Source organism: Guyparkeria halopsychrophila (assembly GCF_044582135.1).
Classification (GTDB): Bacteria; Pseudomonadota; Gammaproteobacteria; order Halothiobacillales; family Halothiobacillaceae; genus Guyparkeria.
The window spans coordinates 80,619-105,285 of sequence record NZ_JBDODP010000001.1 but is presented as its reverse complement, the minus strand read 5'-3'; the positions used below and the strand labels follow the sequence as shown (position 1 = coordinate 105,285).

The 24,667-nt window shown below is 65.6% G+C and carries 24 protein-coding genes and 3 tRNA genes; 15 read left to right on the top strand and 12 right to left on the bottom strand.

From position 1 onward, the window contains the following. Nucleotides 1–68 precede the first annotated feature (68 nt). Both ABGV18_RS00490 and ABGV18_RS00485 read left to right on the top strand, forming a co-directional pair. Complete coding sequence (locus tag ABGV18_RS00490; protein WP_396584354.1) at nucleotides 69–815, top strand: ZIP family metal transporter; 747 nt, start codon at nucleotides 69–71, stop codon at nucleotides 813–815. A 202-nt stretch (nucleotides 816–1,017) separates the two neighbouring features. Beyond that, nucleotides 1,018–1,776, top strand: a complete 759-nt coding sequence (locus ABGV18_RS00485) for a tetratricopeptide repeat protein (RefSeq protein ID WP_396584353.1) — start codon at nucleotides 1,018–1,020, stop codon at nucleotides 1,774–1,776. A 58-nt stretch (nucleotides 1,777–1,834) separates the two neighbouring features. Here the strand turns inward: ABGV18_RS00485 and cls are convergent, their stop codons facing one another. Both cls and ABGV18_RS00475 read right to left on the bottom strand, forming a co-directional pair. Further along, nucleotides 1,835–3,265: a cardiolipin synthase gene (gene cls, locus ABGV18_RS00480; protein WP_396584352.1), complete on the bottom strand. Its 1,431-nt coding sequence runs from the start codon at nucleotides 3,263–3,265 to the stop codon at nucleotides 1,835–1,837. Continuing rightward, complete coding sequence (locus ABGV18_RS00475) at nucleotides 3,265–4,125, bottom strand: SDR family NAD(P)-dependent oxidoreductase (RefSeq protein ID WP_396584351.1); 861 nt, start codon at nucleotides 4,123–4,125, stop codon at nucleotides 3,265–3,267. Before ABGV18_RS00475 ends, cls begins: the two co-directional genes overlap by 1 nt. A gap of 111 nt (nucleotides 4,126–4,236) precedes the next feature. Here ABGV18_RS00475 and ABGV18_RS00470 point away from each other — a divergent pair, with 111 nt between their 5' ends. The 12 genes from ABGV18_RS00470 to ABGV18_RS00415 all read left to right on the top strand — a co-directional run bounded on the left by ABGV18_RS00470 (nucleotide 4,237) and on the right by ABGV18_RS00415 (nucleotide 15,095). After that, nucleotides 4,237–4,905 (top strand): Bax inhibitor-1/YccA family protein, encoded by a 669-nt coding sequence (locus ABGV18_RS00470; RefSeq protein ID WP_396580445.1) that lies wholly within the window; start codon nucleotides 4,237–4,239, stop codon nucleotides 4,903–4,905. A gap of 144 nt (nucleotides 4,906–5,049) precedes the next feature. Next, nucleotides 5,050–5,238 carry a hypothetical protein gene (locus tag ABGV18_RS00465; protein WP_396580443.1) on the top strand — a complete coding sequence of 63 codons (189 nt, stop codon included), beginning with the start codon at nucleotides 5,050–5,052 and terminating at the stop codon, nucleotides 5,236–5,238. A 151-nt stretch (nucleotides 5,239–5,389) separates the two neighbouring features. Then, the gene (locus tag ABGV18_RS00460) at nucleotides 5,390–7,399 is read left to right on the top strand and encodes a methyl-accepting chemotaxis protein (protein ID WP_396580441.1); all 2,010 of its coding nucleotides are present in this window, start codon (nucleotides 5,390–5,392) and stop codon (nucleotides 7,397–7,399) included. Between the two features lie 169 nt (nucleotides 7,400–7,568). Continuing rightward, nucleotides 7,569–8,045, top strand: a complete 477-nt coding sequence (locus ABGV18_RS00455; protein ID WP_396580439.1) for a DUF3429 domain-containing protein — start codon at nucleotides 7,569–7,571, stop codon at nucleotides 8,043–8,045. Further along, nucleotides 8,042–8,773, top strand: a complete 732-nt coding sequence (locus ABGV18_RS00450) for a DUF502 domain-containing protein (protein WP_396580438.1) — start codon at nucleotides 8,042–8,044, stop codon at nucleotides 8,771–8,773. The genes ABGV18_RS00455 and ABGV18_RS00450 overlap by 4 nt, the downstream gene beginning before the upstream one ends. Nucleotides 8,774–8,855: 82 nt before the next feature. After that, complete coding sequence (gene aspS, locus ABGV18_RS00445; protein ID WP_396584436.1) at nucleotides 8,856–10,649, top strand: aspartate--tRNA ligase; 1,794 nt, start codon at nucleotides 8,856–8,858, stop codon at nucleotides 10,647–10,649. 106 nt (nucleotides 10,650–10,755) lie between these two features. After that, complete coding sequence (nadA, locus tag ABGV18_RS00440; RefSeq protein WP_396580436.1) at nucleotides 10,756–11,862, top strand: quinolinate synthase NadA; 1,107 nt, start codon at nucleotides 10,756–10,758, stop codon at nucleotides 11,860–11,862. A gap of 240 nt (nucleotides 11,863–12,102) precedes the next feature. After that, nucleotides 12,103–12,549 (top strand): DsrE family protein, encoded by a 447-nt coding sequence (locus ABGV18_RS00435; protein ID WP_396580434.1) that lies wholly within the window; start codon nucleotides 12,103–12,105, stop codon nucleotides 12,547–12,549. 235 nt (nucleotides 12,550–12,784) lie between these two features. Continuing rightward, complete coding sequence (locus tag ABGV18_RS00430; protein ID WP_396580432.1) at nucleotides 12,785–14,656, top strand: cation:proton antiporter; 1,872 nt, start codon at nucleotides 12,785–12,787, stop codon at nucleotides 14,654–14,656. A 196-nt stretch (nucleotides 14,657–14,852) separates the two neighbouring features. Further along, nucleotides 14,853–14,928: transfer RNA gene (locus ABGV18_RS00425), tRNA-Gly, on the top strand. 2 nt (nucleotides 14,929–14,930) lie between these two features. Continuing rightward, nucleotides 14,931–15,006 (top strand) — tRNA-Val (locus ABGV18_RS00420). A 12-nt stretch (nucleotides 15,007–15,018) separates the two neighbouring features. Then, a tRNA-Asp gene (locus ABGV18_RS00415) sits at nucleotides 15,019–15,095 on the top strand. A gap of 110 nt (nucleotides 15,096–15,205) precedes the next feature. On the opposite strand, the gene ABGV18_RS00410 is transcribed toward ABGV18_RS00415, so the two are convergent. Further along, nucleotides 15,206–15,964 carry a hypothetical protein gene (locus ABGV18_RS00410; RefSeq protein WP_396584350.1) on the bottom strand — a complete coding sequence of 253 codons (759 nt, stop codon included), beginning with the start codon at nucleotides 15,962–15,964 and terminating at the stop codon, nucleotides 15,206–15,208. 249 nt (nucleotides 15,965–16,213) lie between these two features. On the opposite strand from ABGV18_RS00410, the gene ABGV18_RS00405 reads away from it, so the two are divergent. Then, nucleotides 16,214–17,128: a hypothetical protein gene (locus ABGV18_RS00405; protein ID WP_396584349.1), complete on the top strand. Its 915-nt coding sequence runs from the start codon at nucleotides 16,214–16,216 to the stop codon at nucleotides 17,126–17,128. A 70-nt stretch (nucleotides 17,129–17,198) separates the two neighbouring features. Here ABGV18_RS00405 and ABGV18_RS00400 read toward each other — a convergent pair whose 3' ends face one another. From ABGV18_RS00400 to gshA, 9 genes are all read right to left on the bottom strand, one after another. Further along, nucleotides 17,199–17,444 carry a DUF1244 domain-containing protein gene (locus ABGV18_RS00400; RefSeq protein ID WP_396584435.1) on the bottom strand — a complete coding sequence of 82 codons (246 nt, stop codon included), beginning with the start codon at nucleotides 17,442–17,444 and terminating at the stop codon, nucleotides 17,199–17,201. Between the two features lie 77 nt (nucleotides 17,445–17,521). Beyond that, nucleotides 17,522–17,746: a BolA/IbaG family iron-sulfur metabolism protein gene (locus ABGV18_RS00395; RefSeq protein ID WP_396584348.1), complete on the bottom strand. Its 225-nt coding sequence runs from the start codon at nucleotides 17,744–17,746 to the stop codon at nucleotides 17,522–17,524. Nucleotides 17,747–17,772: 26 nt separating this feature from the next. Next, nucleotides 17,773–18,921: an HRDC domain-containing protein gene (locus tag ABGV18_RS00390; protein ID WP_396584347.1), complete on the bottom strand. Its 1,149-nt coding sequence runs from the start codon at nucleotides 18,919–18,921 to the stop codon at nucleotides 17,773–17,775. A gap of 52 nt (nucleotides 18,922–18,973) precedes the next feature. After that, on the bottom strand, nucleotides 18,974–19,510 hold the full coding sequence (locus tag ABGV18_RS00385) for a peptidylprolyl isomerase (RefSeq protein ID WP_396584434.1): 537 nt from the start codon (nucleotides 19,508–19,510) through the stop codon (nucleotides 18,974–18,976). 37 nt (nucleotides 19,511–19,547) lie between these two features. After that, on the bottom strand, nucleotides 19,548–19,964 hold the full coding sequence (dksA, locus tag ABGV18_RS00380; RefSeq protein ID WP_396584346.1) for an RNA polymerase-binding protein DksA: 417 nt from the start codon (nucleotides 19,962–19,964) through the stop codon (nucleotides 19,548–19,550). A gap of 235 nt (nucleotides 19,965–20,199) precedes the next feature. Beyond that, entirely contained in the window at nucleotides 20,200–20,991 is a 792-nt protein-coding gene (locus ABGV18_RS00375; protein ID WP_396584345.1) for a TonB family protein, read from the bottom strand. 25 nt (nucleotides 20,992–21,016) lie between these two features. After that, nucleotides 21,017–22,096, bottom strand: a complete 1,080-nt coding sequence (locus ABGV18_RS00370) for an FAD:protein FMN transferase (protein WP_396584344.1) — start codon at nucleotides 22,094–22,096, stop codon at nucleotides 21,017–21,019. Next, nucleotides 22,093–23,037 carry a glutathione synthase gene (gshB, locus tag ABGV18_RS00365; RefSeq protein ID WP_396584343.1) on the bottom strand — a complete coding sequence of 315 codons (945 nt, stop codon included), beginning with the start codon at nucleotides 23,035–23,037 and terminating at the stop codon, nucleotides 22,093–22,095. The genes ABGV18_RS00370 and gshB overlap by 4 nt, the downstream gene beginning before the upstream one ends. 25 nt (nucleotides 23,038–23,062) lie before the next feature. Then, on the bottom strand, nucleotides 23,063–24,406 hold the full coding sequence (gshA, locus tag ABGV18_RS00360; RefSeq protein WP_396584342.1) for a glutamate--cysteine ligase: 1,344 nt from the start codon (nucleotides 24,404–24,406) through the stop codon (nucleotides 23,063–23,065). Nucleotides 24,407–24,667 lie beyond the last annotated feature (261 nt).

The following is a 24,667-nucleotide window of genomic DNA, read 5'->3' as shown; positions in this document are numbered from 1 at the left end:
GGCGCCGCATGGTTTTCCTGCTGGTGACGGTCTAGGATCACTATGCATTCGGATATCAGGATATGTTTATGGCTCTCGAAGTCAGCCTGCTGACCGTCTTTATAGCGGCGCTGATCACGGCGCTGACCACCGGGCTGGGTGCCATCCCGCTGGCGTTCGCCCGGCGGGTGGACGACCGCTGGCTTGCCGTGGGTGCCGCCCTGGCGGCGGGTTTGATGCTGGCTGCCAGTCACAGCCTGATCGCTGAGGGTGGCGCAATTGGCGGATGGCGCGTGCTGCTGGGGATCGCCTCCGGGTTGCTGCTGGTCGTGCTCGCCGACCGGTGGATGGATCGGCACAACACCCCTGGTGTCAGCGATTTGCAGGGAGCGGATGCGAAAAAGGCCCTGATGATCGTCGGGGTGATGACCATTCATTCCTTCGCCGAAGGGGTGGGGGTCGGCGTGTCTTTCGGCGGGGGCGAGGAGCTGGGCGTGTTCATCACGGCGGCGATTGCCGTGCACAACATACCGGAGGGGCTGGCCATTGCCCTGGTGCTGGTGCCGCGCGGTGTGCCCGTCTGGCAGGCGGCCGGCTGGGCGATCTTCTCCAGCCTGCCGCAACCGCTGATGGCCATCCCGGCCTACCTGTTCGTGAGCGCCTTCGAGCCTTTTCTGCCGATCGGGCTGGGACTGGCTGCCGGGGCGATGATCTGGATGGTGTTCGCGGAATTGCTGCCGGACGCCAACCAGCGCCTTTCGCCCGGCAACATTGGCCTGGTGGTCGTGTTGTCCTTCATGGCGATGCTCGCCTTCCAGCTGGTCATTGGGCGCTGAAACCGCGTGGCGGGGTAAGCATCACGATGTGCTGATGCTCGGATATGCATTCGGCGTGATGTTTTCCTTCCAAATCAGCCACTCGGGGTGACATCTTGTGATTGTATTTCCTTCGATTCGGGGTCATGCTTGTAAGGAAGGGTCTGCTCCGATTTGTGCAGACCTTTCGTATCCGAATCGGAGCAGAACGAGGGCAGGGATCATGGAACGCAGTAATACATTTGGCGCCGGCCGGTTGGCGCGTGCGCTGGCATTCTCGCTGGCGGCCGGCGGGTTGGCTCTACCGCTGGCGGTCCAGGCGGCCGACGTGCCGGCGGCCGTCGCGCAGGATCTCTACGAGGACGGCGGCGTCGAGCATTGGCTGCCCAAGGCCGAGAAGGGCGATATCTTTGCCCAGTACGTTCTGGGCCATATGTATTCCAACGGCAAGATGGTCGAGAAGGACTACGAGCAAGGCCTGCGCTGGTACCGCGCGGCGGCCGAAGCCGGTTTCGCCCCGAGTCAGCTGGCAGTCGGCACCATGTACTTCGAGGGTCAGGGTGTCGAACGTGATCGTGCCGAGGCGATCGACTGGTTCACGCGGGCCGCCGAGGAGGGTTATGCGCGCGCCCAGAGCAATCTGGCCGCCCTCTACCTGGGTGAAAAGGGTATCGAGCCGAGCTACGAGAAGGCCCTGCACTGGTATGGCGAAGCCGCCGCTCAGGGGCATACCGTGGCCCGCTACAACCTCGGCATGATGTACGCCCACGGTTTGGGTCTGAACAAGCCGGACTACGTCGCGGCCTATGGCCTGCTCAGCCCGCTGGTGGAAAGCGGTCACCGGGCGGCCGACGAGCTGATGAGATCGTTCCTCGGTGAGATGAACGAGAAGGATCTGCTTGCCGCGCGTGAGCTGGCAAAGGAGTTGCGGGCGCAGGACCGAATGCTGGTCGCCCTTGATCAACGGGCGACCGGCCGCTGAGAAACCCGTCAACGGACTGGATTGAACGGCGCCTTCGGGCGCCGTTTTCGTGGGGCGCCTAGAGCAGCGGCGAGGTCAGGCGGGCAAGGTTCTGGGCGAGCATGCGGCCGCGGCCACGTTCGTCCCACTGCTCGCGGGTCAGTAGCGGACAGACGCGTCGATAGGTTTCGATTTGGTCGGCCAGCCGGGCCGCGGTTTCGCTGGAGTAGAACAGCAGGCCGAATTCGGCATTGATCAATGAGGAGCGCACATCCAGGTTGGCGCTGCCGACCAGCGAGAGCCGGCCATCACAGAGCGTGATCTTGCTGTGCAGCAGCCGGGTCGGATGGCGCCGGATGATCACCCCGGCCTCCAGCAGTTCGTCGAAGTAGGATTCCTGCGCCAGTTGCACCAGCGGGTGGTCGAGCGATTCGGGCAGGATCAGTTCGCAATGTACGCCCCGATGAGCGGCGGCCTTGAGCGCGTCCAGCGTCGATTCATCGGGGACGAAATACGGCGTGACGATCTCGACACGTTCGGTGGCGGCATGCAGGAGGCCCAGCAACAGGCGCTGGAGCAGTGGCTCGGGGTATTCGGGACCACTGGGCAGGCCGACGCAGGACTCGTGCCCCGCGGTGATCGGTGCCGGGAAATATTGCTCCGTCTCCAGCAGCAGGCCAGTTTCCAGGTACCAGTCGCCGGCAAAGATAGCCTGCAACTCCAGCACCACCGGCCCCTCGATGCGCAACATCAGGTCCTCGTAGCACTGCCCGCGGCCGAATTCCGGGTGCACCAGATTCATCGAGCCGGCGTAACCGACCTGCCCGTCGATCACCACCAGCTTGCGGTGGTTACGCAGATCGAAACGTGCCGATTTGCGTGGCAGCTTGGAGCGTGGGAAGGCCCGACCGACCGCGATGCCTCGTCGCCCGAGTCGCCGCAGGCCGCGCATGTCTTCCTTGGAGCCGAAGTCGTCGACGATCAGCCGGACGGTCACGCCTCGTGCCGCCGCCCGTTCCATGGCATCGAATATCGGCCGGGTGGCTCGGTCGATTGCGGCAATGTAGAAGGTCAGATGCACATGGTCCCGGGCTGCGTCGATCTCGCGCACCAGTTCGGCGGCGAAGGCGTCCATCGAATCAATCAGGCCGATGCGGTTGCCGTCGAACAGCGGAAACTGGCGCCAGCGACGCACCATCTGGTCGACCGCGGCGAAGCGCGCCGGCAGGTTGCCGCTGCCCTGGGGTTCCGCTTGTGCCAGCCGGTCGGTGATCGGGCGCAGGGTTTGCGTCAAATGAGCGATCTTCTCGGCGCGATCACGGGAAATGCGCGGCCGGCCTACCAGCAGGTACATCACCAGCCCGACGATCGGCAGGAAGAACAGCAACAGCAGCCAGGCGGTGGCGGCGGCCGGTGGTCGGCGCAGCGGCACGATGAACAGCGCGGCCAGGCGGATCGTCCACTCGATCAGGACGTAGAGCTGGGCGATCGGCGAGTCGAGGGCGCTCATCAGCGCTTGCCGCCACCCGAGGCGCGCATCAGCACCCGGTCCATGGCCCGCGTGGTCAGCAGGCGCTTGAGCACGGCGAACAGGTAGGTCGGCACCGTCACCGGGTAGCGCGCCTTCGGCCGGCGCGATTCGATCGCGTGGATCACGCGGCGGACCACGGCCTCCGGCGGTAGGGTGAACGGCGCGGCGGGACCGGCTGTTTTCAGCCGTGCGAGCTGACGTTCGTAGGCCTCGTGGTGGACCGAGTGTTGCCAGTCGATATTGGCCTCGAAGGCCCGTTGCGCGTTGGCGCGAAAACCGGATGTGATCGGGCCGGGCTCGATCAGGGAGACGTCGATGCCGCTGCCGGTCAGTTCCAGGCGCAGGGTGTCGCTGATGCCCTCGAGCGCGAACTTCGAGGCGACGTACGCGCCGCGAAACGCCAGGGCGCTGACCCCCAGCACGGAGCTGTTCTGCACGATCCGACCGAACCCGGCCGCCCGCATCGACGGGATAACCAGGTTGGTCAATTCCACCGTGCCGAGCAGGTTGGTCTCGAGTTGCGCGCGCAGGGTGTCGCGTGTCAGATCCTCGACGGCGCCCGGCTGACCGTAGGCGCCGTTGTTGAACAGCGCCTCGATCGGCCCGCCGGCCGCCTCGACCGCCGCTGTCAGCCCCGCGTGGATTGAGGCCGAGTCATTCAGGTCCAGGGCAACGGCCGGGATATGGGCGTGCGGCCACTCGGCCACGTCGTCGGGATTGCGCAGGCTGGCGACCACGAGATGGCCTCGCTCGGCGAGCATTTCGGCGGCGCGTCGGCCGATACCGGACGAGCAGCCGGTGATCAGGACGCGACGGGGTGGGGTGGCGAGGTCGGACACGAGGGTGCTCCTTGGATTCAGGTCGGTCGGACGATTGCGCCTGAGTTCACAGCGCTTATACTCCGGGGTCAACTCCGAATCACATGAATACCAGAGACGAGGTGAGGTTGCATGGCATTCGAGAATCGGGCCACCGTTCAGACGGGGGTCTCCCAACTCGAGACCTACAAGGTCATTCGCAACACCTACATGATGTTGTCGCTGACGCTGTTGTTCTCGGCGCTGATGGCGACGGTGTCCCTGTTGGCCGGCGTGCCCGGCTGGACATCGCTGCTCACCCTGGGTGGCGCGTTGGCACTGATCTGGTTCGTGCTGCCGCGCACTGCAAACTCCGGCATGGGTCTGGCGGTGGTCTTCGCCATCACCGGCCTGTTGGGTTTCGGGTTGGGCCCGATGCTGAGCCACTACCTGGCCTTGCCCAACGGCGGGCAGATCGTCATGACCGCGCTGGGCGGCACCGGCGCGATCTTCCTTGGCCTGTCGGGCTATGCCTTGGTTTCGCGCCGTGACTTCTCCTTCATGGGGGGGTTCCTGGTCGTCGGCCTGGTGGTGGTAATCGCCGCCATGCTGGGCAACATCTTCCTCGAGATCCCGGCGCTATCCATGGCGATCTCGGCGGCGGTCGTGCTCCTGATGAGCGGGTTTATCCTCTACGACACCGGCCGGATGGTGAACGGTGGCGAGGACAACTACCTGCTTCTGACCGTCAGCCTGTACCTGAATATCTTCAACCTGTTCGTGCACCTGCTCAGTCTCCTGGGGATGAACCAGAACGACTGATGCGAGGGGCGCGGCTGCCCGACCTGCTCGTCAGGCCGGGTGGCGGGCGTCAGCACACCGGACCCCTTGCCTCGTGCAAGGGGTCTTCTTGTATGTGATCACCTGAATGTGGGCCCACTTGTTTGGGCCAAAAGGAGTGACGTGATGGACCTCTGGATGAAGATCGGTATGGCCGTGCTGCTGGGCGCGGTCCTGCTCTTCCTGCTGCCGCGGATCAAGCCGATGATGGCGGCCAGCCGCAAGGGCTCGCGCGAGGAATGGCTGGGAGTGGCATTGATCCTGCTTGCCGTGGCCGGGTTCGTGGCGTTCCTGATGAGCGCGGTCGGCAGCTGACGGGATGTTGGCGCTGGCCAACGCAGCGGGGGCGCGAAAAAGACGTGTGAGGCATCAAGTTTTTGTCGCGCGGGTCGATAACAATGCTTACCCACAATAATCGCGCGGGAATCAGCCCGTCCTGATATAGGAATGAGGGCAGGAGGAGCAGATGCTAGGTTGGTTGAATCGTTTTAGTTTGTCGCAGAAGAACCTGCTCGGGTTCGCGCTGATACTGGCGCTGATGGTCGCGATTGCCGTGCTCACCATGGTGAACATGAGCAAGGTGGCCCACGAAGTCGAGGAAGTGGTCGAGCGCGGTCAGCCCGCGGCCTTTGCCGCCGACACGATCCGCATCCAGGTCGAGCGGGGGGTCGGTGCGCTGGGTTTTTACCTGCAGAGCCAGCGTGACGAGGACCTGGCCCGTTTCCGCGATGCGCTGGAAAAGGTCGAGGCGGCGCGGACCGAGCTGGCACGCTACCGCGACAACGCCGGCGGCAAGCTCGACGAGCAGCTTGACCGATTCACCGCGACTGCCGAAAAGATCATCGCCATTTCCGGCGACGAGGCGGCCAACAACCCGGGCATGCAGTACGCCAACGTGCATGCCAACCCGTTGCAGCGCGAGATCTCGGGCCTGCTCGGCCAACTGCTCAACGCCGAGGAGAACGCCGATGCCAGTCGCTACTCCCGTCGCCGGCTGGTGATGGATCTGGCGCGTCTGCAAAGTGACTGGGGCAATGTGGTAGCCGGCCTGCGCGGCTTTATCTCCTTCCGCTCCCCGGCCCTGCGCGAGAACTTCAACCTCTACGCCAACCAGGCCCTCGAGCGCTCGCAGAAGATCGCCGACGAGTACGACTATCTGCTCACCTTCGAGCAGCTCGACGGCGTCGAGCAGCTCAACGAGAAATTGCCGCAGTTCATCGAGGCGGCCAACCGCGCCTTCGACATCCATGCCTCCGAGAAATGGCGCATGGATGCCTACCTGGTCCGGACCGAATTGACGCCGGTGTTCAAGGAGATCGAGGGAAGCGTCGAGTCGATCGTCGAGCGCGAGCGGGGCGAGATCGCCGAGCGCTCCAAGAGCCTGATGGCGGCGCTGGAGTCGACCAGCAACTGGCAGATCGGCTCGGTGGTCGCGGGGATGCTCGTGGTCGGCCTGCTGGCCTGGTTGTCGGTGCTGACCATTTCCCGGCCGTTGCAGCACATCGCCGGCCGCATGCGCGACATCGCCGAAGGGGATGGTGACCTGACCCAGCGGCTGCCGGCCGAGGGCAACGACGAGATCGCCCAGGTGGGTGCGGCCTTCAATACCTTCGCCGACACCGCGCAGAACCTGGTGCGCGAGGTGGCTCGCTCGTCGTCGGCCATGTCGGATGCCTCCGAAAGCCTCGAGCGTGCCTCGCGGCGCGGTCGGGAAGGGGCCAAGCGCGAAGAGGCGGCCATCGACTCCCTGATGACCGGCATGGGCCAGACCCTGGAGGCGGCCGAAGAGGTGGCCCGCGGTGCCGAGGAGGCCAGTTCGGCCGTCCAGCAGGCCAATCGCCAGCTGCATGACGGTCTGGGGCAGGTCAACGGCAGCGCGCGCAACGCCGAGGAACTCGACGAGGTGCTCACCCGCGCCGAGGGCATCGTCGCCAATCTCTCCGAGCAGTCGCAGTCGATCGGCAAGGTGCTGGATGTCATCGGCTCGATCGCCGAGCAGACCAACCTGCTGGCATTGAACGCGGCCATCGAGGCGGCGCGTGCCGGTGAGCAGGGTCGCGGCTTTGCGGTGGTTGCCGAGGAAGTGCGCTCGCTGGCCAACCGCACCCAGGATTCGACCCGCGAGATCACCGACATCATTGCCCGACTGCGCGAGGGGGCCGGCGAGGCGGTCGAGGCGATGACCAGCGGCCGCGAGGTGAGCAACAAGAGCCTCGAGGCGGTCACCCAGGCCGATCGCATGCTCAACGAGATCGCCTCGGCCTTCGAGCGACTCGAGGACATGAGCACGCGCATCGCGGCGGCGGCCGAAGAGCAGACCGCGGTGTCCGGCGAGATGAAGACCAGCATCGAGCACATGAGCGAGACGACCAGCGACAACGCCCAGGCCGCTCAGGAAACCGCCGATGCGGGCGAATCGGTGGCGCGCTATGCCCATGAACTCTCGCGGCAGGTGAGCAAGTTCAACACCGGCTGATGCCGATCACGCCTGATCGCCAACCATCGCCCGGGTCTTCCCGGGCGATGTCGTTTCTGGACGACTGTCCGGTCTGGATGATTGCTACGGCGAGGCCTTGGCCTAGAATGACATCAGGTTCATCGCGCCGCCCGGCGTAAGCACGGCCCTGGGGGCCAAGGAGATCGGAATGCGTACCACCGCCTACCTGCTCGCGTTTGCTCTGCTGCTGCCGTTCTGGGGGCTCGCGGTGCTGGCGTGGCTGGGCAGCCCCGGCTGGTCGGCCCATGCGCTCGATGCCCTGTCCGCCTACGCGGCGGTCATGCTCGGCTTTCTGGGCGCGATTCACTGGGGCGTGGTCCTGGCGACCACGCCGGCCGAGCGCGCCCTGCTGGTCGGCGACGCGCGTCATCGCTTGGCCTGGGGGGCGCTGCTGGTGCTGGCGGCCTGGGTGGCGGCGATGTTGCCCTGGGCGGTGTTGTCGCTCTCGTTGCTGTTCTTGCTGCTGGTGGTTTCCTGGCAGATCGATCGCCACTGGCTGGATAATCTGCCAGTGGGTTGGTCGTATCAGCGGCTGCGCCAGCTGTTCACATTGCTGGCCGCCCTGGCATTGCTGGCGGCCATCGCCTCGTGGCTGCGACCGTTGCTCCCCGCGGGGGGGGCATGAGCGAGCAACCGCCCATGCCGGAGGACGACAAGCCGGGCAAGGTCAGGCGCTTTGCCACCCTGCGCCGCTGGTTGATCGCCGGCATTCTGGTCTGGGCGCCGCTGGCGGTCACCTTCTGGGTGGTCAACGCCCTGATCTCCTTCATGGACAAGAGCATCGTGCTGCTGCCCCCGGCGTACCGCCCGGAAGCCCTGATCGGCTTCGAGCTTCCGGGGATGGGAGCGTTCTTCGCCGTGGTGATTGTGCTGCTCACCGGGGCGCTGGTGGCCAACATACTGGGGCGCAGCCTGATCCACGCCTGGGAGCGACTGCTCAACCGTATTCCGTTGGTGCGCAACATCTACTCGGCGGTCAAGCAGGTGGTCGAGACCTTCGTCTCGCAGGACTCACGCTCGTTTCGCGAGGTAGTGCTGGTCGAATACCCGCGCCGTAATGCCTGGTCGATCGCATTCGTCTCCGGTGAGCCGATCGGCGAGGTGCAGGATCGTATCGAGGCTCACCTAGTGACGTTGTTCGTGCCTACCGCGCCCAACCCCACCTCCGGGTTCGTGGTCATGGTGCCCCGCTCGGAGTTGGTCGAGCTGAACATGACCGTCGAGGAGGGCTTTCGCATGGTGGTGTCGTTGGGCGTGGTTCTGCCGCCGCGTCGCGATGCCAAGGGGCGTGTGCTCGATACCGCGCCACCTGAACCGTACCTTGGCCGGACGGATTCGCGCGACGAGGGTTGAGCCGGCCGCGAGCGCTCGAAAAATCAACGCGCTCGGGCTACCATAGCGGGCTTTCACCAAGACGGATTTGATGACGATGCCGATGCGGACACATACCTGCGGACAAGTCGACCAGGCGCTACTCGACCAGGAAATCGAGCTGGTCGGCTGGGTCAACCGGCGCCGTGACCACGGCGGCGTGATCTTCGTCGACCTTCGCGACCGGGATGGTCTGGTGCAGGTGGTCTTCGATCCGGACGACCCGGACATGTTCGGCCTCGCCGAGATGTTGCGCAACGAGTTCGTCATCCAGGTGCGCGGCCGGGTACGCAACCGCCCCGAGGGCACCGAAAACGCCAATATCCGCTCGGGCCAGATCGAGGTGCTTGGTCTCACCCTGACCGTGCTCAACCGCGCCGAGCCGCTGCCGTTCCAGCTCGACGACGAGCGGGTTTCCGAGGACGTGCGGCTGCGCTACCGCTACCTCGACCTGCGTCGCCCGGAAATGCTCGATCGCCTGCGCCTGCGTCACCGCGTGACCAGCGCCATGCGCCGTTACCTCGACGAGGCCGGCTTCATTGACGTGGAGACCCCGGTGCTCACCAAGGCTACCCCGGAAGGCGCGCGCGACTACCTGGTGCCCTCGCGTACCCATCCGGGCGAATTCTTCGCCCTGCCGCAGTCGCCGCAGCTGTTCAAGCAGCTACTGATGGTCTCGGGTGTTGAACGCTACTACCAGATCGTCAAATGCTTCCGCGACGAGGATCTGCGTGCCGATCGTCAGCCGGAGTTCACCCAGCTCGACCTGGAGATGAGCTTCGCCGACGAGGATACCGTCATGGACCTGATCGAGGATATGATGCGTCACCTGTTCATCGAGGCGGTTGAGGTGGCCCTGCCGGACCCGCTGCCGCGGCTGACCTGGCACGAGGCCATGCGTCGTTTCGGCTCGGACAAGCCGGACCTGCGCATCCCGCTGGAACTGGTCGACGTGGCCGATCTGGTCAAGGACGTCGACTTCAAGGTCTTCTCCGGCCCGGCCAAAGACCCGCGCGGCCGTGTCGCCGCACTGCACGTGCCTGCTGGCGGCAAGATGCCGCGCAGCCAGATCGACGACTACACCAAGTATGTCTCGATCTTTGGCGCCAAGGGCCTGGCCTACATCAAGGTCAACGACGCGGCCGCCGGGCGCGAGGGTCTGCAGTCTCCGATCCTGAAGTTCCTCACCGACGAGGCGATCGCCGGCATCATGGAGCGCACCGGCGCGGCCGACGGCGACCTGATCTTCTTCGGCGCCGACAAGACCAAGATCGTCAACGAGGCACTGGGCGCGCTGCGGGTGCGCCTCGGCCACGACCTCGAGATGGTCGAGCACGGCTACAAGGCGCTTTGGGTGGTCGACTTCCCGATGTTCGAGTTCGACGAGAAGGACGGCCGCAACTACGCCTTGCACCACCCATTCACCGCACCGCACCCGGACGATATCGACAAGCTCGAGTCCGACCCGGAGAACGTCCGCTCGCGGGCCTACGATTTCGTGCTCAACGGCTACGAGCTGGGCGGCGGCTCGGTGCGTATCCACGACCCGGCGCTGCAGCAGCGGGTGTTCGCGCAGCTCGGCATCGACGAGGCCGAGGCGCAGGACAAGTTCGGCTTCCTGCTCGATGCCCTCAAGTACGGCGCGCCGCCGATGGCCGGCGTGGCCTTCGGTCTCGACCGCATCGTCATGCTGATGAGCGGGGCGACCTCCATCCGCGACGTGATCGCCTTCCCCAAGACCCAGTCGGCGGCCTGCCTGCTGACCGACGCCCCGGGCGAGATCGACCCGGCCGCCCTGCGCGACCTGTCGATTCGCGTGCGTCTGCCGCCCAAGGAAAACAAGGAAGACAAGGGCTGATCCCATCGCGCTTGCAATCGGCGGTGTCGTCCATACTCATGGGCGACACCGCCTTTTTCTTTGGCCGCCGGGTCTCCCCGGTGTGCCGTCCTTCCCGGGAGGCCGTATGACCGCGAATGCCCAATCCGATCGCGCCGCGCGCGAGATACCCGTCGCCCTCGAGCCCGAGATCGCCCGCATCGCGCTAGCCTCCAAGCCGGCAGCAGCAGTGACCGCCGAGGAACGCGAGACCCTGCGTGCCGAGATCAAGGAACTGCTGGCCGAGCAGAACGCCGTGCTGGTGGTCCACTACTACGTCGACGAGGACCTGCAGATCCTGGCCGACGAGACCGGTGGCCGGGTGTCCGACTCGCTCGACATGGCCGCGTTCGGCGCAGAGCACGAGGCGCAGACGCTGGTGGTTTGCGGGGTGCGCTTCATGGGCGAGACGGCCAAGATCCTGAGTCCCGAAAAGCGCGTGCTGATGCCCGAGCTGCACGCCGAGTGCTCGCTGGATCTGGGCTGCCCCCCCGAGGAGTTCACCGCGTTCTGTGATGCGCATCCCGACCGCACGGTGGTGGTCTACGCCAACACCTCGGCCGAGGTGAAGGCGCGTGCCGACTGGGTAGTGACCAGCTCGAACGCCCTGGAGATCGTCACGCACCTGAAAGAGCGTGGCGAGAAGATCCTGTGGGCGCCGGACAAACACCTGGGGCGCTACATCCGCGACAAGACCGGCGCGGACATGCTGTTGTGGGAAGGCTCCTGCGTGGTCCACGACGAATTCCGTGCCGACGCGCTGGCCGAGCTCAAGGAAAAGCACCCGGAGGCCGCCATCCTGGTCCACCCGGAATCGCCCGAGGCGGTGGTCGACATGGCCGATCGGGTCGGTTCGACCTCGCAACTGATCAAGGCGGCGACCGAACTGCCCAACGAGACCCTGATCGTGGCCACCGACCGCGGCATCTTCCACAAGATGGCCGAGGCCGCGCCGGGCAAGACGCTGATCGAGGCGCCCACCGGCGGACGCTCGGCGACCTGCGTCTCCTGCGCGCACTGCCCGTGGATGGCCATGAACGGCCTGGTGAGCGTGCGTGATGCGCTCAAGCACCCGCAGGACCACGAGATCACGGTCGACCCCGCGATTCGGGCCAAGGCGGTCGAATCGATCCAGCGCATGCTGGACTTCTCGCGCAGCCGGGGCATCGTCACTCAGGGCAACAACGACGCCTGAGCCGGCATTCTTCTCCTGTCTCTAAAGGCCCGTCCCGCGACGGGCCTTTTCCTTTCCGGGGCGGGCAGTTTGGATGTGGTGGTCCGTATCTGTCTGTTTTCTTAAGAAACGAGTTGCGAATATTCGCAACTGCTTTGATTCATGGATGTGCTCACGGAATAAAAATATTCGACTTCCGTACTCGGGCATTGCGGGCATACGCTGATCGCGTTGTTTCAAACCCGTTGAGGAGAAAGACTTATGAAGAAACTGTTCGCGATGCTGGCACTGGTCCTCGCCGCCCCGCTGATGCTGCAATCCAATGTGGCCCTGGCGGCCGATACCGAGAAGACCAAGCAAGTGGTCTATCACTTCAACAAGTCCGACATGAACACCATCAAGGCGGGGCTGCGCAACGCGACCAACCACGTCAATTCGCCCTCTGGTCCGGAGACCGCGATCGAGATCGTGGTACATGGTGGCGGCATCAAGATGATGACCGAGGCACGCCAGGATCCGCAGCTCGCCGCGGCCATCGACAACCTCAAGGCCAACGGTGTTGATTTCAAGGTCTGTGCGAACACCCTGCGCGGCAAGGGCCTCGAGGTGAGCGATCTCTACTACACCGACGAATCGGACATCGTGCCGTCAGGCGTTGCCTACCTCGCCGATCAGCAGATGGAAGGTTGGGCCTACATTCATCCGTAAGCCAGCCGCGTCGACCGGGCGTCCCGACCGGGGCGCCACGGATCGATGTCATTGTGATCAACCCGGGGCCGCCCCGGGTTTTTTTGTGCCGGTGCCGGGCGCGCCTACGGGCGGTTGCGAGGATGGCTGGCGGGAAAGGGGGATGTCGGACCGGCGCTCGCGATCACCGACGCCGGATTCGCCGGCGCGGGCGATAACCGTCTATCATGCCCGCTGATCCCCAACGAGCCTCTTGATGCACGACACGATTCTTCTTTCCCTGACCGCCATCGTGGTGCTGGGTATCGCCGCTCAGTGGCTCGCCTGGCGAGTGAAGGTGCCGGCGATCCTGTTCCTGTTGCTGATCGGCATCACGCTCGGACCGGCCTTTGGCCTGCTCAACCCCGACGAGCTGTTCGGTGACCTGCTCTTCCCGATCGTGTCGCTCGCCGTCGGCGTGATCCTGTTCGAAGGCAGCCTGACCCTGCGCTTTCGGGAGATACAGGGGGTCTCGTCGACCATCGTCCGCATGGTCTCGCTGGGGGCGGTAATTTCCTGGGGGGTGGCGGCTACCGCGGCGCACTGGTTTGTCGGACTGGACTGGCCGATCGCCTTCCTGTTCGGGGCGCTGGTGGTCGTGACGGGCCCGACGGTGATCGCGCCCCTGCTGCGCATCGTCCGCCCCACCCCGCGGGTCAGCAAGATCCTGCGCTGGGAGGCGATCATCATCGATCCGATCGGTGCCCTGCTGGCCGTGCTTGTCTACGAGTTCATCGTCACCCAGTCGCAGACTGGGGCGGCGGGGCTCGAGGGCGTGGTGCTGCCGTTCCTCGAGCTGGTCGGGCTGGGTATCGTGCTGGGGGTCGCCGGCGGCTGGTTGCTCGGCCAGGTGCTGGTGCGCCATGCCCTGCCGGACTACCTGATCAACGTGACGGTGCTGGCCGCAGTGCTGGCCGTTTTCACCGCCTCCAACGTACTCGCTGAGGAATCCGGCTTGCTGGCGGTGACCGTGATGGGTATCTGGCTGGCCAACATGCGCGGTGTGCCGCTCGACGACATCCTGCACTTCAAGGAAACCCTGAGCATCCTGTTCATCTCCGGGTTGTTCATCCTGCTCGCGGCCCGTATCGATCCGGCCACCCTGAGCCAGGTGGGCTTCGGGGCGCTGCTGGTGCTCGCGGCGATTGTGTTTGTCGCCCAGCCCTTGAAGGTCTGGTTGTCGGCGATCGGCAGCGGGCTGAACTGGCGCGAGAAAACCATGATTGCCTGGATCGGGCCGCGGGGTATCGTCGCCGCGGCCGTGTCGGGTCTGTTCGCGCTCAAGCTGGTCGAGCAGGGGCTCGAGGGCGCCGAGGTGATCGTGCCACTGACCTTCATCATCATCGTCGGCACCGTGGTGCTGGCCTCGTTGACCGCCCGTCCGCTGGCCAGGGCCCTGGATATCGCGCTACCCGAGGATCATGGCGTGCTGATCGTTGGTGCGAATCGTGTCACTCGCGAGATCGCCAAGGTGCTGAAAAAACATGGGTTTCGGGTGGTGATGGCCGATGGCAACTACAGCGAGATCCGCCAGGCACGCATGGACGGGCTGGAAACCTATTACGGCAACCCCGTCTCCGAGGCGGCCGACCGCAAGCTGGACCTGGTCGGCATCGGTCAGATGTTCGCCATGTCCGCGCAATCGGAGGTCAACAACCTCGCGGCGGTGCGCTATCGCCACGAGTTCGGCCAGTCGAACGTGTTCGTGCTGCAGACCCCGCAGGAGGTGGCCGGTTCGGACAACCAGCGGATCACCACTCAGTTCAACGCCCGTGGCCTGTTCCGCGAGGACGTGTCGCTGGGGCATCTGTTCCGCCTGGTGGAGGCCGGCGCCGAGCTGTTCAGCACCCGCCTGACCGAGAGCTTTGGCTACAGCGAATACCTCGCCCATTACGAGGGGCGCGGCGAGCTGCTGTTCGGCATCACCCCCAACGGCGCCCTGCGTCCGTTGAGTGATGAGCTGAGCCAGCGGCCGGGGCCGGGCTGGATCCTGATCGGCTTGTATGAGCCGTCCGCCGATGCCGATCGGCCCACGGGCCGGGAAGGGGCGGGTACGCCATCCAGCGGTGGGGAGCGCCTGCCGGGTTGATGCAAACCGGTTTCGCCACAAGCACGATGCCGTCGGGGGCGACTTTGTCGACTGATATCAACGAGATGGCTGGTCCGGCGAGTGAGCCGCTGAATTTTTTTCGTCATCCGCGTCCCCAAGGGGTTGCGTCACGAATCCGGGTTTGTATAATGCGCGCTCTAGCAAACGCGGTCGAGCGATCGGTCGCGAGAGATGCGCGGGAATAGCTCAGCTGGTAGAGCACAACCTTGCCAAGGTTGGGGTCGCCGGTTCGAATCCGGTTTCCCGCTCCATCGGGTGGTTAGCTCAGTTGGTAGAGCGGAGCCCTTACAAGGCTTAGGTCGGGAGTTCGAGCCTCTCACCACCCACCATCATCTCTATAAGCAGCGGTAGTTCAGTTGGTTAGAATACCGGCCTGTCACGCCGGGGGTCGCGGGTTCGAGTCCCGTCCGCTGCGCCACATCCCGAAAGGCCCGCCTTCCATGGCGGGCCTTTCTTCGTCTGATCCCCGAGCAAGTGTTGGCCGGGTCATTCCTCTCGTTGCGTTCATGGCAGGCCGCCAGCGGTCGGCTACCGGCGCTGACCGCGGAGCGGTTGCAGCCATTGCCATGCCTGCCCCTGGGCGCGTCGCAGTGGCGGGCTTTCCCGGGTGAGTCGCCGCAAGCCGTTCTCCAGGTCCTCGGGGCACCAGGCATCCCGCCGATAGGTCATCACGGTGTTGAGGCGGTCGGGCACGTGGGCGACCAGCGCATCCGGGTGGAAATGCGCCGAGAGTTGCCGGTGGGCCTCGACCACCGCCGGCATGTGGTTGCGCCACAGGTTGAGGCAGATCATGCCACCGGGGGCCACTGCCTCGGCGAGCCGCGCGACAGTTTCATTCGGCAGGTGGATCATGCCGTCCCGGTCGAACAGGTCGATCAGGACCAGGTCCAGTGCCGCCGGTGGCTCCCAGTCAGGCGCGCTGAGATCGGCGAACTGCAGTTTTAACCGAGGGTGATCGAGGTCGAGTCCGAAATGGCGCGCCGCAACGGGCCCGAGGGCGGGGCGCAGATCGACGGCGTGGATGCTAGACTCGGTATGTTCGAGAAGAAACTTCGCCAGAACGCCGCCGCCAAACCCCAATAGCCCGATTCGGGCGGGGCGCGGGTGCAGTGCGACGGGTAGCATCATGGCCCGGTAATAGGCGAAGCAGAGCTGCTCCGGCTGCTCCGGTCGCCAGGCCGACTGCGCGGTCTGGTTGCCGAAATGCAGTTCGACCTCGCCGCCCTGTTCGGTCACCTCGATGGGGCCATGCTCGTCGATCAGTCGTTCGAGTATCTTGGCCTTCATGCAATGACCCCGGGGTTCGATGCGGGATGAGCTCGGCAAGATGCCGCTGATCTCTCGGTGACCCGGGGCGGCCCTACGCGCTTGGAAAACAGGTATTTCGAGGTAACGATAATGTGGATCTCCCTTTCAGCGGGGCGGACGACTGGTCTGAGCGTGCCCGCCATTATCGGTGGGTGGGTTCGTGAACGAATCACCCAACCGGTCACCCGACACATGGCCCGAGTGGCCCGAGTGGCCCGAGTGGCCCGTGTGGCTGCTGTCACCGTCGGCACGACGCTGTTGCTGTCCGCCAATCTGGTTTCCGCCGCGGGCTTCGAGGTGGGCGAGAAGGTGTTCGTGCCCATGTTCGAACCCAACCCCGAACTCGACGGCTACGCCGAGGGCTTCGTCGAACAGGTGCATGATGACGGCACCCTGACCCTGCGAATCAACAAGGTCCAGACCGGCAAGGGCAAGACGCTGAGCGGTACCTGCCACCCGTCGGGCGGCACGGCCCTGTCCGGCGCCAAAATTGTCTCCGACGACCCGGAGGACCTGGTGGTCGAGCAGCGCCTGCCGGTCGATGAGGTGATGACCTACCGGCGCGGCAGTCAGCTATACCTCAAGCGCGAGAATTTGAGTATCGCCTACCTCAAGTATCTCGGCAGCGGCATGGGCATGACGCCGGATCGTTTCGACGTGGCCATCCGTCGTGCCGAGGAGGTTGGGCTGCCGGGCATGGTGGCCGCCATGGGGATCGGCAAGATGCAGATGGAGTCGACGCAGGGTCGCGGGTTCCCGGTGCCGGCCTCTCGCGCCCTGCAGAAGGCCGCCCCGATGCTCGATGCGGTCGCCGCAAAGCTCGAGGCGCATCCCGAGTCGGTCGAGGCGGCCGCGCGCATGCTGGGCGGCACCACGCCCGAGCACCGGGACGATCCGCTGGCGGCGGTTGTCGTGCGGCTGCACGAGCTCCTCGACGAGCAGCTGGGCGAGCTTGCCCAGCAGAGCAGCGATCCACGCGAGGTCTCCGGGTACAGTGCCGATGAGCTGTTGGCCATCTACACCGGCTGGTTCCGCGTGATCACGGCCAATGACACCCGATCGTTCCAGAACGCCGATGTCGGCTACTACCGCGAGCGCGCGGCCAAGGCGCTGGACAATGGCGAGTGGCCGGCCCTGAAGTAAGCGCGCCGCACGTCGAGTCACCAAAAACGCCCGGACCGTGCTTGGTCCGGGCGTTCTCATTGGGCCCAACCTATTTCTGGTAGCGGGCCTTCCAGTCCTCGTAGGGCATGCCGTAGACGTGTTCGCGCGCCTCGGCCTCCGCCAGGTCGATACCCTGCTTCTCGGCCTCCTCGCGCAGCCAGCGAGACAGGCAGTTGCGGCAAAAGCCGGCGAGATTCATCAGGTCGATGTTCTGCACGTCAGTGCGGTCCTGCAGGTGCGCCACCAGTCGGCGGAAGGCGGCGGCCTCGAGCTGATCGCGGTTGCTGGAATCGATGGCCATGTGAGGTTCCCTCGCGTAATGAATTTATTCACTTGGGGCTGACTCACTTGGGGGAGTCAGTCGGGGCCGGATCAGCTGTCCGGGGTTCGCGTGTCGTAGGTGACGGCATGCAATTCGCCCGACTCAAGTGACGGCTTGAGGATGCGATTGAGGAGTTGGTGCTGCTGCAGCAGGGATTTGCCGACAAAGGCGCTGCTGGTCACGGCGATGCGGAAATTGCAGCCTTCGCCGTCCGGGCGTACGCGGGCGTCGGGTAGTTCGGCCTGGATCAGCTTGATGATCTCGTTATCGGTCATCTGCGGAAGGTCCTCCGGGTCGTGGTTCAGTCGGGTGCCTGCAGGATGGGGGCGAGCAGCGCGTCGCGCCAGCCCTGCGTGAGCCTTGATGGCCGATCCGGATTGGCCAGCTGTTGTCTGAGTTCGGCGCTGGTGGCCAGCCGCGAGGGGCTGATGGCGTGCTCCTCGGCGAGGGCGGCCAGCTGCGCCTGGCGGGATTTTACCAGTTCGCGCTGGGCTGGTGGCAGCGCCGGCGGGCGTGGCAGGTGCGGCCATTGGTTGGGGGCGCCGGCCAGTGCGGTGGCGATCGCCTGGCCGAGTGCATCCTGGGCGGCGGTATCGCGACCCAGCGGGGAACGGGTCCGAGCGATCTGGTCGCTGATGGTTTTCGCATCCGGCGGGGCGTCGGCCTTGGCTGCCTGTCGGGCGATGGCGTGGGCCAGGTCCAGCATCGCCTGATCGCCCCATACCCAGCGGCGAGGTCGGTCCTGTTCGCGTGCCAGTCGTTCGCGCCAGCCCGCAAGGACCTGCAGTACCGCCAATCCGGCGCGGTTGAGGGCCTGGACGCCCCGGATCTTTTGCCAGCGCTGGTCGTCGGGCGGGGTGAAGCGGGTCGGATCACACTGCCGGGTCGTCTCCTCGGCCATCCAGTCGAGGCGCCCGGCCTCGCGCAGGCGTTGTTCGAGTATCGGGAAGAGGGCGTGGAGCTGGGCGACATCCTGCACGGCGTAGTTCAGCTGCGTGTCGCTCAACGGGCGGGCGAGCCAGTCACTGCGCGTCTCGCCCTTGTCCAGGCGGATGCCGAGCAGCGCTTCGGTAAGTGCCGCGTAACTCAGCTGGCCGCCGATGCCGAGCAGTTCGGCGGCGATCTGGGTATCGAATACTTGGGGAGGCAGTCGCCCGGCGGCCGTGAGGATGAGGTCGAGGTCCTGGTCGCCGGCATGCAGAACCACCGGCGTGTCACTCGAGACGAGCGCCTGCCAGAACGGGGTGAGATCTAGCCCGGCGATCGGGTCGACCAGCCAGACGGTGTCCGTGGTCGCGATCTGCAGCAGGGCAAGCTGGGGGAAGTAGGTGCGTTCGCGGACGAACTCGGTGTCCAACGGCAGGTAACTGGCCGCGCCCATGGCCTCGATCAGCGCGGCGAGCTCTTCGGGGCGGGTGACGAAACGAACCTGGGGGCGCTCGTGATTCATGCGCCCGTCGACGTGCTCTGGCGGCGGGATCGAGGGAGCCTTGGCACGCCGATTATTCGGCCGGCTCGACGATGTCCGCCGATTCGATCCGCACGGTCTCGCGGGGCACGTCCTGACGGAACGGGCCGGCCGCACCCGTCGGGATGGCCGCGATCGCCTCGACGTTGTCCAGCCCCTCGATCACCCGGCCGAACACGGCGTAGCCGGGCTTGCCGGCTTGACGATCGAGAAAGTCGTTGTCGGCGAGATTGATGAAGAACTGCGAGGTGGCCGAATGCGGGTCGTTGGTGCGCGCCATCGACAGCGTGCCACGGCGGTTCTTCAGGCCGTTGCCGGCCTCGTTCTCGATCGGGTCGCGTACGGCCTTGCGCTCGAACTCGGCGGTGAAGCCACCAACCTGAACGACGAAACCCGGGATCACCCGATGGAAGATCGTGCCTTCGTAGAAGCCGTCACGGACATAGGTGAGGAAGTTGTCGACCGTGGCGGGGGCCTTCTCGTCGAACAGCTCGACCAGGATGGGGCCGTGACTGGTATTCAGCCGCACCTGGGTGTCGGCGGCCACCGGCGAGGCCGCAAAGGCGAGCATGGCGGCCAAGGCAACCGCCGCGAATCGGCGGCCCGCATCAATCATCGCGCTGGACGCGTTCAAGGCGCTCGTGGCGTTCCTGGGCCTCGATCGTCAGGGTGGCGATCGGACGGGCCTCCAGGCGCTTGAGGCCGATCTCGTCACCGGTCTCCTCGCAAAAGCCGTAATCGCCGTCGTTGATGCGCTTGAGCGCCTTGTCGATCTTGTTGATCAGCTTGCGGTAGCGGTCGCGGGTGCGCAGCTCCAGCGCGGCGTCGGATTCCAGCGTGGCGCGGTCGTTGATATCCGGCTCCTGCCAGTTCTCCTCACGCAAGTGGTTGATGGTCGAGTCCGAATCGGTCATCAGCTGGTCGCGCCAGGTCATGAGCTTCTGCCGGAAGTATTCCAGCTGCATCGGGTTCATGTATTCCTCGTCTTCCGAGGGTTTGTAACCTTTCGGGAGTTCAACTGCCATGTTTATCCACCACCTCTGCCCGAGCAGACGCCAAAATTGAATGTGAAAGCGCCGAATGACGACTCGCGGAACGGGCCCGATTGGGGCCGCCCGGGATGTTGTGCGATCACGCGGATCGCGCCCGGGCCGCTGCCTGCCTCGTCCTCCGGTCCATGGCCGAGAACGGGCGACGGGCAAGTATAGGTGTGGTTTCCGGTGAGCGCAACGCCCGCAGAAAGGGGTTGTCGGTGGCCAATCAAGGGCTTGTTGCTTCGTCGCGCAGGCGCCGGTCACTGGTGAACACCCAGGTGCGCGTGATTACCAGTCGGTCGTACCCGGCGGCCAGATCCTCGGGGAACGCCGGGTAGGGGGCGGCGGCCTGCAGGAGGTTGCGCGCAGCGCTGTCGAGGATCGGGTGGCCCGAGGACTGGCGAATGGCGAGGTTGAGCACATGGCCCCGCTTGCCGATGGTTACCTCGAGTATCACCTGGCCCGAGAGGTTCTGCTGAACCAGGGCATCGGGGTAATGCCGGTTGCCGTAGGCCTCCACCTGGCGCTTCCAGCGAGCGAGATAGCGCCCGGCCGGCCCGCCCTGGGTGCGGCTGGTGGCGTACCCGGTGCGCAGGGCGGCGTTGACCTGTTCGTAGAGTTGGTCGATCTGGTCCTGGGTGGACACGTGTCGCGGCGTGTCGCTTGCCGCCTGGGCGCCTTCCTGCTGCGGGCCCTGACCGTCCTCCTTGAGGGTGTCGGTGGGACTGTCCGGCCCGCGCTGGCCGGCGAGCATCGGGTCGGCCGGTAATTCCCGCTCGAGCGCATCGGCTTCTCGACCGGCATCCAGGGTGCGTTCGGCCTGGGGGGCATCCAGGGTGATTTCGATGACGGGGCGCTTTTCTACTTCCGGGCGGGTGACTTCGAGCAGCAGCAGGCCGACGTGGGCGAGCACCGCCAGCCCGATGGCGATCGGCAACACCCGCGAGGAGCCCCGTGCGGGGCTCGCTGCCGCGTTGTCGGGGCGGTGCTGGTCTCGTGTCGTTCCCTTGGTCGGCATCCCTGCGTTTCCCGGGTCGTTTGGATTAGAACGAGTGCCAGTCGATCGAGCGCCCGGCGGGCGTCGTCGACATGGCCGACTGCATGCCGGCATCGCGCCATGGTCTGCCATTCTCGGTTACCAGCAGGATGCCGTCGAGTCCCACCTGTCCGGCAAAGCGCTTGGCCTCGCTGGGGGAGAGCAGCATCAGTGCGGTGGCGGCCCCGTCGGCGATGACGGGGTCGCGGCCCAGCACCGTGGTGCCGGTGTTGTGGCGCGCCGGGCGGGCGGTCAGCGGATCGATGATGTGACCGAAGCTCTTGCCCCGATAGCGCAGGCGACGCTCGTAGTCGCCCGAACTGCACAGGGCGCGCCGTCCGGACACGCGCACGCCGCCAAGCGCGTCGCGGCCTTGCGGGTCGCGGATGCCCAGTCGCCAGTCCCGCCCACCGGCATGGCCCAGGGTGTAGAGATCGCCGCCGGAGTCGAGCAAGCAGTTGGTGATCCCGACCGCCTCGATGGCGTCGAGCACCTGTTCGGCGGCGAATCCCTCGGCCAGGGCGTTGAAGTCGAATTGGACCCTCGGGTGGGAGGCGATCACACGGTCGCCTTCGATCCGCACGTCGTCGAGCGAGGGCGCATCGGCCAGCCAGGCGTCCAGCGCGGATTCGGCGGGTGGCGTGATCGGTGTATCGCCGGCGTCCCGGTGAAAGCCCCACAGGCCAATCAGTCCGCCGATGCTGGGGTCGAACCGTCCGTCGCTGGCCTCGAACAGGGGGCGGGCAGCCCGGATCAGGGCACGAATATCGGGGCTGGAAACGGCCTCGCCGCGTTCGGCCAGCTGGCGGTTGAGGCGGGTCAGTTCGCTGTCGCGCCAGGGGTGCAGGCGACGATAGAGCGGCTCGACAATGTGCTCCGCGGCACGCACGGCGGCATTGATTTGCTCGGCGGGCGTGTCGGCGAAGCGCAGGGTCCAGATCTGGCCAAACACGCTGAAACCGGCCTCGCGGAAGGTCGGCTCACTCCCGCAGCCGGCCAGGGTGGTCAGGGTGGTCAGGGTGGTCAGGGTGGTCAGCGGCAGGCCGGCGAGCCCGCCCAGTAGCGCGCGCCGGCGCCGGTCGATCATCGCGTGAGGCGTTGGGCGAGGCGGTCGAGCATCCGCCCGGTGACGTCCTGCCCGGTGGCCGCGCTGATCTCGCGGGCGCAAGTGGGGCTGGTGACGTTGATCTCGGTCAGCCGGTCGCCGATCACGTCCAGGCCGACGAACCAGTATCCCCGTTCGGCCAACCACGGGCCGACGATCGCGGCGATTTCCCGGTCGCGCTCGCGCAACGGCACCACCTCGCCGCGACCGCCGGCGGCGAGGTTGGCGCGGAAGCTCTTCTCGGCCGGCACGCGCAACAGGGCGTGGTCGACCGGCTCGCCGTCGATCAGCAGCACGCGGCGGTCACCGGTGTGAATCTCGGGCAGGTAGCGCTGCGCCATCACCAACTCGGTCTGGTCGTGTGTCATCACCTCGAGGATCACCTGCGTGTTCACCTCGTCCTGGTGGATCTTGAATATCGAACTGCCGCCCATGGCATCCAGCGGCTTGACGACGATCTCGCCCTGTTCGGCGATAAAGGCCTTGAGCTGCTCGATCGATCGGCTCACCAGTGTCGGTGGGCACAGGGCGGGGAAATGCTGGGCGAGGAGTTTCTCGTTGGCTGCCCGCACGGCGTCGGGTCGATTGCCGACCACGACACCGGCCTGCTCGGCCAACGACAACAGCCCGGTGATGTAGTGGTAGTTCAGGTCGATCGGCGGGTCCTGGCGCTGCAGGATGATGTCGAAGTCCGCCAGTGCATGTGTCGAACGCTCGCCCAGCGTGTGGAAGTCCGTGTCGCGATCGACCACCGTGATCGGGGCGGCCTGCGCCTGCGGACGGCCGTCGGCGAAGAACAGCCAGTCCGGCTCGATGTACCAGCAGTCCCAGTCGCGGGCCTGGGCGCTCAGGAGGAAGGCGAACGAGGTGTCCTTCCAGGGCTTGATCCGTTCGATCGGATCCATGACGACGGCGATGCGCATGAGGCGGCTCCGCTTGCGGTTCGGATCAGTCGGCGGTCGGGGCGACGGTTGGGCCGCCGATCAGGTCACGCTGCTCGCGCGCGGCGGCGAGCAGGGCCAGTCGGGCGACCACGCCATAGCAGTACAGCCGGTTCTGGTCGCTGTCGGGCGAGGCGTCCGGGGCCGGCGTGACGCAGGACTGGGTGAAGGGCAGCGGCACGAATTCCGCGCCGGGCGAATTGAGGTTCTCGCTCTGGCCCTTCTTGGTGTGTACGCGGTAGAAGCCGCCGACCACGTGGCGATCGATCATGTAGAGCACCGGCTCGGCGACGTGCCCACTCGAGCCCAGTCGCTCGAAGCTGTAAATGCCTTCCTGTATCAGGACCCGGTTGATGCTGCGCCCATCCTTGGAGGCCGCCATGCGCGTGCGCTGCTTGCGGTTCAGCCCGACCACCTCATCGGTGGATTGGGCCATCATCACGCCCATGCCGTAGGTGCCGGCATCCGCCTTGATCACGACGAAGGGCTTTTCCTTGATCTCGAGCTCGTCGTATTTCTTCTGGATCGCGGCAAGCATCTCGCTGACCTTTTCCTGCAGGCAGTTCTCGCCCTCGCGCTTCATGAAGTCGATCTGGCCGCAGTCGAGGATCATCGGTGCGAGATGCCAAGGGTCGAGGTCCATCAGGGCGGCCAGCTCATTAGCCAGTGTCTGGTAGTGGTTGAAGTGATTGAACTTGGAGCGATGCCACCAGCCCAGCGCCGAGGGCGGCACCACGGTCTGCTCGATGTCCTCGAGGATGTCCTCGCGCCCGCCGGACAGGTCGTTGTTGAGCACGATGGTGCAGGGCGAGAAGCCGTCGACCTCGATCCGTCGGCCTTCGCGATGGATCGGGTGCTGGGTCAACGTGCGCCCGGAGGGCAGGTCGAAGTGCGCTGGACCATCGAGCGCATCGAGCGAGCCGATGCGTGTCTCGAAACCGGCCAACTCGAACAGTTCGGCCATGGTGGCCAGCGATTCGAGGTAGAACTGGTTGCGCGTATGGCGCTCCGGGATGATCAGCATGCCGCGCGCATCCGGGCAGGCGTGCTCGACCGCCGACTGGATCGCCTGTACCACCAGTGGATCGAAGCTGTGGTTGAGGTTGTTGAAGCCGGCCGGGAACAGGTTGGTGTCGACCGGGCCGAGCTTGTAGCCGGCGTTGCGCAGATCGACCGAGGAATAGAACGGCGCCGGCGTCTTGCGCCACTGCTCGCGGAACCAGGTCTCGATCTGTCGGCGGTTCTCGATGATGTGCGATTCGATCATCAACAGCGGGCCGCAGTAGCTCGCCTCGAGCTCGGGGGTCGAATCCTGGCTGTCGAGTTGCAGGGCGGAATGGTTGTTTGTCATCGACTTTTCGTCACGGTGTTCGCTTGGGTGGGGCGCGGGGCGGTGCTTGGCCGCGCTTTTCGTGGCCACAGTGTAATAGAAGGTCGGCATGAAATCCGATGCCACTCTGGCTGAGCCAGCCGCTTGCCCGGCCCCAGAGGGCGAGTCTTGAGTGCGGTGTTGCCTTCCTTGGCAAGGGAGAGCGGCTCTTTCTCGGCGGAGGGTCGCCCTGCGTCTGCCCGGCTCAAGACTCGCAGAGCGGTATCGGATGGCGTGTCGACC